This is a genomic window from Methylobacterium sp. Leaf85 (assembly GCF_001422125.1).
Classification (GTDB): Bacteria; Pseudomonadota; Alphaproteobacteria; order Rhizobiales; family Beijerinckiaceae; genus Methylobacterium; species Methylobacterium bullatum.
Genome location: NZ_LMME01000002.1, coordinates 14,482 through 26,788, shown reverse-complemented (window position 1 = coordinate 26,788; position 12,307 = coordinate 14,482). Strand labels below are relative to the sequence as shown.

Genomic DNA, 12,307 nt, shown 5'->3' with positions numbered 1-12,307 from the left:
AGCGGTTGGCCTCGACCTCCCTACGCTGCCGCTGATCGCCCTCCTTCGCTTACACGCGCAATAGGTCGGAACTCTTGCAGAGGAACCGGCCGGGCTGATCCGGGATGTGTTGCGGCATCAGGAAGTGGCCGAGTTCGTGCAAGATGGTGAAGCGACGACGCGGTTCGCCCCCGCGCTTGGCAAGGATGGTTCCTTCGGACCGCATGGCGTCGGTTACGAGGCCGCCCTCGAACCCGTCAGTGTCCAGGTCCTCGATCCTGAGGATCCCGAGGCGTGCGCACAGCTCCTGGATCGGCACGGGCACCGGAAGGTTCGGCTCTGCCTGTAGAATGCGTTTGACGAGCGCCTCAGGTGTGCCCGCTCCCCCGAGGTCTATCCTGCTGATCGCCATCCGCGCATCGCCTTCCATCCCCGACCCGCTTCGTTAGGCTGCCACGCACCCATTATCTCGAAACCGGACTGCAGGGAGTTCGTACAGGCAGTAATTCGTTGTAGGCGCGTGCCTTGAGCGGTTACCCGCTATTCAAACGAGACCTCCTGGCCGGAAATCAGTGCCTCTGGGCAAAAAAGTCGCGTTGATCGAAAGGCCGCCATGCACCCCAAGCGATCGGCCTAGCGCGCGAGACGAAGTCCAGCGCGATCCAGCTTTAGCCGACACAAGCCGACACAAAATGTGGGGTAAATTGGCGGTGGTCGCCGGCCGTCAGGCCAAATTCCGCAACAGCTACAATGGTTTGGCTTATTCAAATGGCGGAGAGGGGGGGATTCGAACCCCCGATGGGCTTGCACCCATGCCGCATTTCGAGTGCGGTACAATCAACCGCTCTGCCACCTCTCCGCGGGGCGCCTCGATGAGACGGAGGCTCGTTAACACGAGTTCGGTCGACATCACAAGTCGAGAGCGCACAAAGAATGCGCTCCCGTCGAACGTCGCGGGGTCAGCCGCCGGAGGCCAGGGCCGCGGCGACCTTGCGGGCGAAGGCGACGGGGTCGCGTGGGGTGTCGCCGTCCTGAATGCGGGCGAGGTCGACGAGGGTGCCGGCGGGCTCCGTCACGTCCTCCCCGGCCTCGGCCTTCGCCGCGAGGGAAGCGATCAGCGGGTGGCGCGGATTGATCTCGAGGATCGGCAATCCGCCGGCTCCTCGCCCGGCCCGGCGCAACAGGCGCTGCATCTGCAGGTCGGGCCCGCTGCCCGAGGCCGAGAGCACCACGGCACTCTCCACCAGCCGGTCGGTGGCGCGCACGTCGGCCACATCCTTGGCCAGTGCCGCCTTGAGGGCGGCGACGAGGGCATCGACCGGGGCCGGCGCTTCGCCGGCCTCTTCCGCGGCGGCAATCTTCGAAAGGTCGAGGCCGCCCTGGGTCACCGAACGCAGGGGCTTCTCCTCGAACCGGCCGAGCTGCTCCGGCCAGAACGCGTCCACATGGTCGGAGAGCAACAGCACCTCGACGCCACGGGCGCGGAACCCCTCGAGCTGCGGCGAGGAGGCCAGGGCGTCGGCATCGTCGGCCACGAGGTAATAGATCGCCTCCTGGCCGTCCTTCATGCGCGAGACGTAATCGGGCAGGGAGGTCCAGCCTTCCACCGCCGAGGAGCGGAAGCGCAGGAGCGGAGCGATCTCGCCCCGGCGCTCGTAATCCTCGTAGATGCCCTCTTTGAGGACGGGGCCGAAATTCTCCCAGAAGGACTGGTAGCCCTCCGCATCCTTGGCGCGGGTGCCGAGTTCGGAGAGGACACGGCCGGTGACCGCGCGGCGGATCTTGGTGAGAACCGGCGTCGCCTGCAGCATCTCGCGAGACACGTTGAGGGGCAGGTCCTCGGTGTCGACGACGCCCTGGACGAAGCGCAGCCAGGTCGGCAGCAACTCTGCCTCATCGGTGATGAACATGCGCCGGACGTGGAGCCGGACCTTGCTCGCGCGTTCGCCCTCCACTGCCTGGAACGGCTTCATGCCGGGAATGAACAGCAGGGCCGAGAATTCGAGCGCCCCTTCCGCCCGCCAATGCAGGGTCGCCCAGGGCTCGTCGAAGTTCATGCCGACATGGCGGTAGAACTCGGTGTACTGCTCCGGGGTGACCTCGGATTTCGACTTGCGCCACAGGGCCGTGCCCTGGTTCGCGGTCTCGGTCTTGCCCTCGGCGACGATGGCCACCGGCACGGTGATGTGGTCGGCCCATTTGCGCACGACGTGGTCGAGCCGGTAGCTCTCCAGATACTCGTCGGCGTCCTCCTTGAGATGGAGGACGATGTCGGTGCCCGGCTCGTCGCGTGTCGCCTGTTCCAGGGTGTAGCTGCCCTGTCCGTCCGAAGCCCAGGTCCAGGATTCGTCGGAGCCGGCGCGGCGCGAGGTGACGGTGACACGGTCCGCCACCATGAAGGCGGAGTAGAAGCCGACGCCGAACTGGCCGATCAGGCTGGGTTTGTCCTCGGCCTTCGCGTCTCCGAGCGACTGGCTGAAGGCGCGGGTGCCGGAGCGGGCGATGGTGCCGAGGTTCTGCGCCAGTTCGGCCTTGGTCATGCCGATGCCGGGATCGGAGATCGTCAGCGTGCGTGCGGTCTTGTCGGGGGTGATCGTGACCTTCGCGTCGGCCGGCGGGGCAGAGACCGATTGCGTCAGCGCCTCGAAGCGACGCCGGTCCATGGCATCGGCGGCGTTGGCCACCAATTCGCGCAGAAAGATTTCGCGGTCGGAATAGAGGGCGTGGACCACGAGGTCCAACAGCCGGCCGACCTCGGCACCGAATTCGTGCCGTTCCAGGGTATCGCTCAAGGGTTTGCCTCCGGGGATCGAACGGTGCGCGATATGACCCTTGCGGTGCGGAAATTCAATATCGGCAAGTAGAAGCCGGGTCCGTCATGCCGCCGCCGGGGGCAGGCGCCCGGTCCATGCAACCTTGTCCGCTCTCGGGCGTAGCCGTGTCTGACTCACCACGTTCGAGGACGACGACGATGGAACCGATGAAGCCTATGGAACCCATGAAGCCCATGGAGCCGATGAAGCCCATGTCCGGCGGCGAGGCCTGGTGGCCCCAGGAGCTGGGCCAGCCTTCCACCAGCGGTGGCCAGAACGGGATGCGCTACGCCTTCTTCCCCGACTCGCGCCGGCTCGTCATCGACACGGACGGCAAGCGCACGACCTACGATACCGGCGATCACCAGATCAGCGGCGTCTCCCAGAGCAACGGCTCCGCGCCGACCTTCTCGTCCCGCCAGGGCGACGTGTCGGTGAAAGACCTCAAGACGGTGGATTGAGCCCAAAAGGCGGCGCTTGCGAGCGCCGCCATTGCGCCCGGCCTGACGCACCGACATACTCCTCCGACATGACGTCGAGGCGCAAAGCCGACGCATGACGCCGAGGGGACGGGACGGTGAAGGAAGGCACGCGGATGCGTGGGCATCTGTGCGGGATCAGGACCGCCTGGACGGTCGCCGTGACGGCGGCCGAGGCGGTGGCGGACGTCGCCGCCGGCATCGGTCCATCCCGTCTCTCGCATCTGCTGGCCTTCTTCTCCCCCGATTACGTCGTCGATGACCTGAACACCGCCCTGGCAGGCGCTTTCCCCGGCACACCCATCACCGGATGCACCATGTCGGGCGGCATCTGCCCGGCGGGCGGGCTGGAGCGCGGCCTCGTGGTGGTCGCTTTCCCCGAAAAGGGTTTTCGCGTCGTCTCCGCGATCCTCGATGCCATCGACCATCTCGACGTGGCGCGCACCGCCTCGTCCGTCCGTGCCCTGCGGCGGATCCTGGAGACGGAATCCCCCGATGCCGCACCGAACCGGCGCTTCGCCCTGTCCTTCATCGATGGCCTCGCCAATGCGGAGGAGACGGTGGTCTCGGCCATCGCATGGGCGCTCGATGGCATCCCCCTGGTCGGCGGATCCGCCGGCGACGACCTGAATTTCCGCGAGACGGTGCTGCTCCACCAAGGCTCGATCCATCGCCGGGCGGCGGTGGTGGTCCTGGTGGAGACGGATTATCCGTTCCAGATCTTCAAGAGCGATCATTTCGAGCCGACGACCACGAAGTTCGTGGTCACGGCCTCCGACGACGAGCAGCGCATCGTCCACGAGTTGAATGCCGAGCCTGCCGCCCGCGAATACGCCATGGCGGTGGGGCTCGACCCGGAAGCGCTGACGCCGATGAGTTTCGCCGCCTATCCCCTCGCGGTGAAGGTCGGGGGCGAGTACTTCTGCCGCTCGATCCGGCGCATGAACGCCGATGGCTCCCTGAGCTTCTTCTGCGCCATCGACGAGGGCGTCGTCCTCACACTGGCCCAGCCGCGCGACATCGTAGAGACCACCCGGAGCGAACTGACCCGTCTCGAAGCGGCACTCGGGGGGATCGATCTCATCATCGGCTTCGATTGCATCCTGCGCCGTCTCGATGCGGAGAGCCGGCAGGTCCGCCAGGGCATCTGCGACCTCTATCGCCGCTATGACGTGGTGGGGTTCGAGACCTATGGCGAGCAGTACCGGGCGATGCACCTCAACCAGACCTTTACCGGCATCGCCATCGGCCGGCTGGCCGCTTCATGACAGCCGGCTCTCCCAGCGTCGGCGACGAAGAGGCCAGCCGCCGTATCGCCAAGCTGGAGCGTATCAACGCGGCGCTCATGGCGCATGTGGAGCGCACCATGGACCAGCAGGGGGGCGCCTATTCGCTGTTCCAGACCGCGATCATGCTTGAGGGCCGCGTCCGCTCCCGCACCGAGGAACTCACTGGCCTGATGCACAGCCTGGAGCGCTCCAACGCCGCGTTGGTCGCGGCCAAGGAGGAGGCCGAGACCGCCAACCGCTCGAAGACCCGTTTCCTCGCCGCCGCCGGGCACGACCTGCTGCAGCCGCTGAACGCAGCGCGCCTCTCGGCCTCCGCCCTATCGGACATGCCACTCGGCTCGGAAGCCCTGGCGATGTCGGCGCAGGTCGAACGGGGGCTGCAGACCATCGAGGACCTGATCAAGACTCTTCTCGACATCTCCAAGCTCGATGCCGGCATCGTCCGCCCGGTCATCCGGCCGGTGGCTCTCGGCGATCTGCTCGACGGGATCGCGGCGAGCTTCATGCCGATGGCCGAGCGCAAGGGCCTGCGTCTCGCGGTCCGCTACCCGGAGATTCGGGTGGACAGCGACCCGGTCCTCCTTCGGCGCATCCTGCAGAACCTCGTTTCCAACGCGATCCGATATACTGGCCGGGGCGGCGTACTGATCGCCGCGCGCCGGCGTGGTCGGCTGTGCCGCATCGAGGTGATCGATACCGGCTGCGGCATCGCGGAGAGCGAGCGCCATCTCGTCTTCGAGGAATTCTACCGGGGCGGCGGGGCGGGTGACGAGGGCGAGCCGGGACTTGGCCTCGGACTCTCCATCGTCCAGCGCATGGCCACGGCCCTCGACCATGCCCTCGTCCTCGATTCGCGGCTCCGCCACGGCACCCGGGTCAGCCTGTCCGTCCCCATCGGCGCCTCCCCGACCGAGACCATGGCCGGCCCCGCGCCCATCGCCACGCGGTTGACCGGGGCACGCGTCCTCATTGTCGAGAACGACCCGGCCACCGCCGATGCGCTGAGGCGTCTGCTGCAGAACTGGGACGCGGAGGTCAGTGTCCATCGCGACCTTGCGGGTGTGGCGGAGCGCGTCGCCGCCGGGCAGCCCCCGCCGGACGTACTGATCCTGGATTATCACCTCGATCACGGCGCCTGCGGCCTCGATGTCGCGAGCTACCTGCGCGGCGTGGCCCATTCGGCCCTGCCGGTCATCGTGACCACCGCCGACCATTCGCCCGGGATAGAGGCGGACGTGGCGATGATCGGCGCCGAATTGATGCACAAACCGATCAAGCCGGCGCAGCTGCGTGCCCTCCTCACGCACATGCTCGCCTGATCATACGACCGGGCGGGGGCGCCGTATCAGGCCGGGTCGGCGTCGATACGCATCCGGAGGATGGCGTAGGGCGGCTGCCGCATGTCGCGGCCGTTGTTGTAGTCCGGGCTCCGATTGACCTGCGCGGCGGTGATGTAGAGCCAGCGTTCGGGGGTGATCCAAAACGTGTCGGCCCAGATCAGCCGGGGATCGGTGGCGAGGATGGTGACGGTGCCGTCCGTTTCGCGCCGGCCGACCGCATTGTGCTCCTGCAGGGCGAGATACACGCGGTCCTTGGAATCCGCGATGAGGCCGCCGGTCATGCCCTTCTCGCCGAGATCCTCGACGGCGGCGGCGACCTCGGCATCGGACACCGCCGGGTCGAGGAGCGAGGCGGTCTCCACCGCATAGAGCCGCCGGCCCATGAGTGGCGCGTAGTAGAGGCGGCGGCCGTCCGGGCTCAGGGCGATGCCGTTGGCGCCACCCTGCACCGGGCGCGCCGGTCCCTCCGCCTTGCGCTGCAGGATCTGGCGGTTCTCGACGATCTTGACGATGCCCTTCTGGGATTCGGTGCTGGCATGCTCGGCGAGGCGCCGGACGACGCGGCCGCTGGCGAGATCCACCGCCAGGATCGCGCCGTGCCCGTCCTGGCCCTGGTCGGTGATGAAGGCCACCGCCCGGCCGTCGCGGATATCGACCCGCAGGTCGTTGAGCGAGGAGGTCGCGGTGACGCCGGCCTCCAGCGGGACCATTCTAACGATCCGGTTGGTCGCCAGATCGAACTGAACGAGCTTGGCCCCTCCCGGCATGGGCGGCCCCGCGCCGTCCGGCAGCCCGGCATCGAGAACCCAGAGCTTGTCGTCCCGGTCCATCACCCCATTGGGGACATGCAGCAGGCGGGTCTGGGCGTGCTTTGCATCGGGCTGGTTGGTGGTCTCGTCGGGATAGGGCGTCACGCTCCCATCCGGCATGACTTCGCCGAGGGTGAAGGGCACCTTCGCGTTGAAGCGCGGCATCATCACAAAGATGCGGCCGCTCCGCGACAGAGTGAGGCCAGTGGGGTTCGAGGGCGCATCCGCCGCCATGGCGAGTTCGAGTCCCGGCACCCCTGGATCGCTGGCGACCGTCTTGCCGGATGCCGTAGGGGGGGAGCCTCCCTCAGCCGCGGAGGCCTGGCTGCTCAGGCAGGCAAATCCGGCGAGGCCGGCCGCCAGAATGTCACGTCGTGCGAAAGTCATTGATGCTGCAATCCTGAAGAAATGACGTTGGTCAGCTGGCTTTCGCCGCGCCCCGGACCTTGAGATCGATGGCGGCCACCACGGAGCCGGCCGAGATGAAGAGGCGATGCCCGTCCGCCCCACCGAACTCGACGTTGGAGGCCGGCGTCGCCGTGGCGATCAGGCCGAGCAGCGTCCCGTCGGGTAGGTAGATGCGCACGCCGTCGGCACAGGCGGCGTAGATCCGCCCGGCCTCATCAATGGCGAGACCGTCCGGAGCGCCGGCATCGAGCGAGGCGACGACCCGTGGCTTGCCGAGGCGCCGATCCTCCACCGGGAAGGCGAGGATGGCCCGGGCGCCCTCCGCATTGTCGAGGGCGGCACTGGTCTCGGTGACGTAGAGCGTGTGGCCGTCCGGCGCGAAGGCGATGCCGTTGGGCTGGCCGACGGCATCTGTCATGCCCTGGACTTCACCGGCCGGATCGATCCGGTAGACCCGCCTCGCGGATTGGGCCGGCACCGCCTGAATGCCTTCATCCGGCACGGTGATGCCGAAGACGGGATCGGTGAACCAGATCGCTCCGTCGGGCGCGAGCGCCGCGTCGTTGGGTGAGTTCAGGGGCTTGCCGTCGTAGGAATCCGCCAGCACGGTCATCGTCCCGTCGGGTTCGCGGCGGACGACGCGACGGGTCCGGTGCTCGCAAGTGACGAGGCGCCCCTTCGCATCGAGGATGTTGCCGTTGGCGTTGTTGGAGGGATCGCGAAACGGCTTCACCTCGCCGTTTTCCCTGATCACCAGCATGCGGTTCGACCGCACGTCGCTGACGATGAGGCCCCCGAGATGCGGCGCCCAGCACAAGCCTTCGCACCACCGACCCTCGCGGTAGAGGGGCATCGGCCGGGCGGACGGATCGACCAGTTCGGCGAACCGGGGATCGTCTGACCGGAGGATCGGAGCCGCCGAGGCGTGACCGCTCCAGAGACCGGATGCGGCGAGGCCGCAGAGGATGTCGCGTCGGCGCATGGGAAAGCTCACAGGGGAGGGCGGGAATGCCCGGCCGGTCTCGCCGACCGACCGGGCCTTCGGTCTCAGCGGGCGGATGGGATCGTCGTCGATCCGGTGGCATCGCTCGCCGGGGGCTTGATGCTCCACAGGTCTGTGGGCAGGGCCGCCGGTGCATCGGGCTTGTAGAAGGCCGAATCCTGGATGCGAGAGGTCGTCACGTAGAGGGTGCCGTCCGGTCCCTCGGCGAAAGTGTCGGGCCAGCGCAGGCGCTTGTCCTGGATCAGGGTCGTGAGGGCAGAACCCTTGGCGGACAGGTCGCGGACCTTGATCGAGTCATCCTGGGGCGAGGTGACGTACATCCGCCCATCCTTGCGCGAGATGATGAGGCCGTCCGCAGCGCCGTTGTCGCCCACCGTCTCCACCTTGCCCGACAGGCTCCTGTCGCTGAGCGCTTCCGGCACGAGCGACGACGTCATCCAGCCGGTGAGCGCGGATGTCGGCAGGCTGTAGAGGGTCCGCCCCTTGATCGCCTGCCAGTACAGGGTGTCGCCATCGGGCGAGAGGGCGATGCCGTCGGCGGCGAATTCCACGCCGCGTCCATCGGGCCGCCGAAGGGGCCTGCCCTCGTAGGTCACGGTCACCGTCTTGTCGGGCTGGGTCGTCGGATCTCCGTCGAGGAGGCGGCGGGCCTTGCCGCTGGCGAGATCGACCACGACGAGGGCACCACTCGCGCCCGAATCGGTGATGTAGGCGGTCTTTCCATCCGGCGAAAAGCGCACGTCGTTGAGGTAGGAACCCTGAGGGGCCACGGCCTCGTCGAAGGCGATGGTGCGGGCGGGCCTGTTGGTCTTGAGGTCGATCTCCACGAGCTTCGGCCCGTTCTTCACCACCGCCGCCATGCCGGGCGCGGCCGGATCGAGCACCCAGAGATTACCGTCAGGGCTCGCCACCACACTCTGGACGCAGATCCAATGGTCCCCAGCCGAGACATCGTCCTTGCGCGCATTGCGCCAGGCGTTCCACTCGGCGTCGGGAAAAGGTGTGATCCGGCCGTCTTTTACCTCGGCGACGGAGACGGCGCTGTCTTCGGTCCAGCGTGGGAAGTTGACGAACACGCGACCATCCTTGGAGACGGTGACGCCGGTGACCTGATGCTCGAAGCTGGCGACCTTGGTGAGTGTGCCGGCGGCGGGACCCGGCTGGGCTTCAGCCGCAGCGGCCCCGGTGGCGATCGTGCCGGAGAGAAGCAGCGCGGCCAGGGCGGCGCGGGTCGTCGTCGATGACGTCATGGGGCACTCGTCGCGAGAAAAGGAGGAATCACTCCCTTCGGCAACGCAATGACCGGCGGCCAAGCTTCATCGAAATTTCGCAGACGTGCGGCCCGTTCAGGCGGCGAGCGCGCGTTTCACCGTCGAGCGCAGGTCGGCCAGGGAGAAGGGCTTCGTCAGCACATCGGTGACGATGGCGTCGAGGCCACGGGCCCGCTCGCGCTGGTCTGCGAACCCCGTCATCAGGAGGATGGTCAGGTCGGGAAAATCGCGCTTGGCCGCGAGAGCGAGGGCGATCCCGTCCATCAGCGGCATACGGATATCGGTGAGCAACAGATCGAACCCGCCATCAGCCTCCATCAGCCGATCGAGCCCGTCGCTCCCATCCGACGCCGTCACGACGGAATGCCCGTCGATTTCCAGGCCCCGTTTCAGGAAGCCACGCACGGGCTCTTCATCGTCAACGAGGAGGATTCGTGCCATCAACTCTTTGTCTCTGCTGGATCGTCCAGACTGCGCTTTTACTTAGCTTCGATGTCAAGGGCCGCTTTGCATCAAATGATATGCAAATGTCCTGCGTAACCCGACCGCGCGCAATTGTCGCCCTAAAGCCACGGCTGTGCCTGATCGTCAGCTTCGCGTGCCTGCAGGACGGGCTCAGGTGCCGCCGAACAGGTCCGGCTCGCTGCTCACGTGGTCGACCAGGCCGACGAAGGGGAGCTGACGATATTCGTGGGCTACATCCATCCCGTAGCCGACCACGAACACATCAGGGCAGGTGAATCCGACAAAATCGGCATCGATGGTCACCGCCCGCTTGCCCGGCTTCTCGAGCAGGACGGCAGTCAGGACCCGCTTGGCGCCACGCGCCATGAGCAGGTCCTTGGCGAAGACGACGGTGCGTCCGGATTCCAGGATGTCGTCCACCAGGAGGACGTCGCGGCCGCGAACCTCACTCTCGACGTCGCGCAGGATCTCTACCTGCCCCGAGGAAACCGTGCCGCTGCGATAGCTCGACAGGTGGACGAACTCGACCTGCGGTGACAGGCCGGACCGGTGCAGCGCCCTCAGCAGGTCGGCTGCGAACATGAAGCTTCCCTTGAGAACCGCCACGACGAGGAGGTTCTCGGGCTTGGCCGCGACGATGGCCGCTGCCAGCTCCTCGTTGCGGTTCGCGATGGCGGTTTCGTCGAAGAGGACGCGCACGCGTCGGGTCGGGCTGGTCATACGATCTCTCTACCACGAGCGGGCGCGGGTGGCACCGTTTTTTGCCCTGCGCGAGAGGCAACGTCCGGTGTCAATGACCGAGATCCGTCTCCGGCACACCGCGCTCCGGTGCGAACCCGACCTTGATCGTGCGCCCCTGCGCCGGCGGCGCCGACAAGCTTGCCCTGAACCGGGCCGTCTCGCGATCCTCGAGGCTGGAGCGCGGCGGCGCCACGGTCCAGCGGTAGATGGTCTGGTCCTGCGCATCGCGCACCTCGACTTCGATCGGCGGCACCGGGACGGGGTTGCCCGCCACGCCGACCACGTCGCCCTCGACGACGAGTTGGGACGCGGCGCCCTCGCCCTGGGTCTGGAAGGCCGAAAGATCGCGGATCTCGATGCCGCGCAGGTTCACGGGCATGCCGATCCCGGCATAAAGTGCAGCGCTCTGGGGCATGGCCCGCACCACGGTGCTGCGGGCAAGTAGCGCCAAGGGTATGCCCGCCAGCAAAGCGAGCCCGAAGGCGGCGACCGGCGACATAGCGCCCCATCGTTTCGGAGGGGGCGTGCGCCCGCGGGGCTTGCTGACCGGCTTCTCCTCCGGCATCGGATCCACCGCTGCGGCCTGGGCCTCCTCGGCCAGTGCCGCTTCCCATGCATCGAGATCGGCCTGCGCTTCCCCGCGCCCCTCCACCGAGCCCATCGCCGCCTGAATCTCGGCCATCTCCTCGGCGAGAGCAGCAGCGACCTCATCGGGTGAGATGAACCAAGTCTCGCGACAGGCGGCGCAGCGCACCGAGCGGCCTTCGACGCCGACCCTGTCGGTGGCGATGTCGTATTCGCTTGCGCAGGCCGGGCATACGATCAGCATGGCGAATCGACGCCTCGAATTCTCGATCGGCGGTTGCCGGTTCGGTGAAAAAGACTCACACCATCATCGCCAAGAGCGGTTAATCCTCCGTGAAGCGGCAGAATGGGAGCGCAGGCTTGTCAGCAGAATCAGGCATCAACGGATCCGGGCATCTCGCGTGACCGCTGACAGCCTCCTGTCGGGCGTCGAGGAGCCCGTGGTCCAGTTCGAAAATGTCGGCATGCGCTACGGCCTCGGGCCGGAAGTGCTGAGCGACGTGAGCTTCCAGATCGCCCCGCGTTCGTTCCAGTTTCTCACCGGTCCCTCCGGCGCGGGAAAGACCACCCTGCTGCGCCTGATCCTTCTCTCGGTCCGGCCGACGCGCGGGCTGGTCTCGGTGTTCGGAGAGGAAGTCAGCGACATCTCCAACGAGGCGCTCACCGGTTTGCGCCGGCGGATGGGCATCGTATTCCAGGATTTCCGGCTGCTCGACCACCTCACCACTTACGAGAACGTCGCCCTGCCGCTGCGCGTCCAGGGCAGGTCGGAGACGAGCTACCGTGCCGAGGTGGTCGAACTCCTGCGTTGGGTCGGTCTCGGCGAGCGCATGCACGTCCTCCCGCCGCTTCTGTCGGGCGGCGAAAAGCAGCGCGCGGCGATCGCCCGGGCGCTCATCGCGCGGCCGGACCTTCTCCTCGCCGATGAACCAACCGGCAACGTCGATCCCGGTCTCGGCCGGCGGCTGCTGCGGCTATTCATCGAACTCAATCGGCTCGGAACCTCCGTCCTGATCGCCACCCACGACTTCGCCCTGATGGACCTCGTCGACGCCCCCCGGCTCGTCCTGGGTCAGGGTCGGCTGCAGATCGAACACTGATGGGTCGTCAGGCAAGCCCACCGCC

12 protein-coding genes and 1 tRNA gene are annotated in these 12,307 nt (G+C 67.2%); 4 read left to right on the top strand and 9 right to left on the bottom strand.

Features of this window, described 5'->3' with window-relative positions:
* Window positions 1–49: 49 nt before the first annotated feature.
* The 3 genes from ASF08_RS25595 to htpG all read right to left on the bottom strand — a co-directional run bounded on the left by ASF08_RS25595 (window position 50) and on the right by htpG (window position 2,771).
* Window positions 50–409 (bottom strand): ImmA/IrrE family metallo-endopeptidase, encoded by a 360-nt coding sequence (locus ASF08_RS25595; protein WP_244474430.1) that lies wholly within the window; start codon window positions 407–409, stop codon window positions 50–52.
* Window positions 410–748: 339 nt separating this feature from the next.
* A tRNA-Ser gene (locus tag ASF08_RS02655) sits at window positions 749–838 on the bottom strand.
* 100 nt (window positions 839–938) lie between these two features.
* Window positions 939–2,771 carry a molecular chaperone HtpG gene (htpG, locus tag ASF08_RS02650; RefSeq protein ID WP_056140978.1) on the bottom strand — a complete coding sequence of 611 codons (1,833 nt, stop codon included), beginning with the start codon at window positions 2,769–2,771 and terminating at the stop codon, window positions 939–941.
* Between the two features lie 188 nt (window positions 2,772–2,959).
* Here htpG and ASF08_RS02645 point away from each other — a divergent pair, with 188 nt between their 5' ends.
* From ASF08_RS02645 to ASF08_RS02635, 3 genes are all read left to right on the top strand, one after another.
* Window positions 2,960–3,253 carry a hypothetical protein gene (locus tag ASF08_RS02645; protein ID WP_238253847.1) on the top strand — a complete coding sequence of 98 codons (294 nt, stop codon included), beginning with the start codon at window positions 2,960–2,962 and terminating at the stop codon, window positions 3,251–3,253.
* Window positions 3,254–3,387: 134 nt separating this feature from the next.
* Entirely contained in the window at window positions 3,388–4,539 is a 1,152-nt protein-coding gene (locus tag ASF08_RS02640; RefSeq protein WP_056140975.1) for an FIST N-terminal domain-containing protein, read from the top strand.
* On the top strand, window positions 4,536–5,879 hold the full coding sequence (locus ASF08_RS02635; protein WP_056140973.1) for an ATP-binding response regulator: 1,344 nt from the start codon (window positions 4,536–4,538) through the stop codon (window positions 5,877–5,879). The genes ASF08_RS02640 and ASF08_RS02635 overlap by 4 nt, the downstream gene beginning before the upstream one ends.
* A gap of 26 nt (window positions 5,880–5,905) precedes the next feature.
* Here the strand turns inward: ASF08_RS02635 and ASF08_RS02630 are convergent, their stop codons facing one another.
* The 6 genes from ASF08_RS02630 to ASF08_RS02605 form a co-directional block, all read right to left on the bottom strand.
* Window positions 5,906–7,096 carry an L-dopachrome tautomerase-related protein gene (locus ASF08_RS02630; RefSeq protein ID WP_056140970.1) on the bottom strand — a complete coding sequence of 397 codons (1,191 nt, stop codon included), beginning with the start codon at window positions 7,094–7,096 and terminating at the stop codon, window positions 5,906–5,908.
* A gap of 31 nt (window positions 7,097–7,127) precedes the next feature.
* A complete protein-coding gene (locus ASF08_RS02625; RefSeq protein ID WP_056141323.1) occupies window positions 7,128–8,099 on the bottom strand; it encodes an SMP-30/gluconolactonase/LRE family protein in 972 nt (323 codons plus the stop codon).
* Between the two features lie 65 nt (window positions 8,100–8,164).
* Window positions 8,165–9,370, bottom strand: coding sequence for an SMP-30/gluconolactonase/LRE family protein (locus ASF08_RS02620; protein WP_056140967.1), 1,206 nt, complete (start codon window positions 9,368–9,370; stop codon window positions 8,165–8,167).
* A gap of 96 nt (window positions 9,371–9,466) precedes the next feature.
* The gene (locus tag ASF08_RS02615) at window positions 9,467–9,832 is read right to left on the bottom strand and encodes a response regulator (protein WP_056140965.1); all 366 of its coding nucleotides are present in this window, start codon (window positions 9,830–9,832) and stop codon (window positions 9,467–9,469) included.
* Window positions 9,833–10,006: 174 nt separating this feature from the next.
* Window positions 10,007–10,576 (bottom strand): hypoxanthine phosphoribosyltransferase, encoded by a 570-nt coding sequence (gene hpt, locus ASF08_RS02610; RefSeq protein ID WP_056140962.1) that lies wholly within the window; start codon window positions 10,574–10,576, stop codon window positions 10,007–10,009.
* Window positions 10,577–10,646: 70 nt separating this feature from the next.
* Window positions 10,647–11,426 (bottom strand): zinc-ribbon domain-containing protein, encoded by a 780-nt coding sequence (locus ASF08_RS02605; protein ID WP_056140959.1) that lies wholly within the window; start codon window positions 11,424–11,426, stop codon window positions 10,647–10,649.
* 157 nt (window positions 11,427–11,583) lie between these two features.
* Here ASF08_RS02605 and ftsE point away from each other — a divergent pair, with 157 nt between their 5' ends.
* A complete protein-coding gene (gene ftsE / locus ASF08_RS02600; protein WP_018045475.1) occupies window positions 11,584–12,282 on the top strand; it encodes a cell division ATP-binding protein FtsE in 699 nt (232 codons plus the stop codon).
* The last annotated feature ends 25 nt before the right edge of the window (window positions 12,283–12,307 follow it).

What these genes read in the sequence shown, in the direction of transcription:
- ASF08_RS02645 (WP_238253847.1), top strand. Translation starts at nt 2,960, where the DNA reads ATGAAGCCTATGGAACCCATGAAGCCCATGGAGCCGATGAAGCCCATG.
- ASF08_RS25595 (WP_244474430.1), bottom strand. Translation starts at nt 409, where the DNA reads ATGGAAGGCGATGCGCGGATGGCGATCAGCAGGATAGACCTCGGGGGA.
- ASF08_RS02640 (WP_056140975.1), top strand. Translation starts at nt 3,388, where the DNA reads ATGCGTGGGCATCTGTGCGGGATCAGGACCGCCTGGACGGTCGCCGTG.
- ASF08_RS02605 (WP_056140959.1), bottom strand. Translation starts at nt 11,426, where the DNA reads ATGCTGATCGTATGCCCGGCCTGCGCAAGCGAATACGACATCGCCACC.
- ASF08_RS02615 (WP_056140965.1), bottom strand. Translation starts at nt 9,832, where the DNA reads ATGGCACGAATCCTCCTCGTTGACGATGAAGAGCCCGTGCGTGGCTTC.
- ASF08_RS02620 (WP_056140967.1), bottom strand. Translation starts at nt 9,370, where the DNA reads ATGACGTCATCGACGACGACCCGCGCCGCCCTGGCCGCGCTGCTTCTC.
- ASF08_RS02630 (WP_056140970.1), bottom strand. Translation starts at nt 7,096, where the DNA reads ATGACTTTCGCACGACGTGACATTCTGGCGGCCGGCCTCGCCGGATTT.
- ASF08_RS02635 (WP_056140973.1), top strand. Translation starts at nt 4,536, where the DNA reads ATGACAGCCGGCTCTCCCAGCGTCGGCGACGAAGAGGCCAGCCGCCGT.
- hpt (WP_056140962.1), bottom strand. Translation starts at nt 10,576, where the DNA reads ATGACCAGCCCGACCCGACGCGTGCGCGTCCTCTTCGACGAAACCGCC.
- ASF08_RS02625 (WP_056141323.1), bottom strand. Translation starts at nt 8,099, where the DNA reads ATGCGCCGACGCGACATCCTCTGCGGCCTCGCCGCATCCGGTCTCTGG.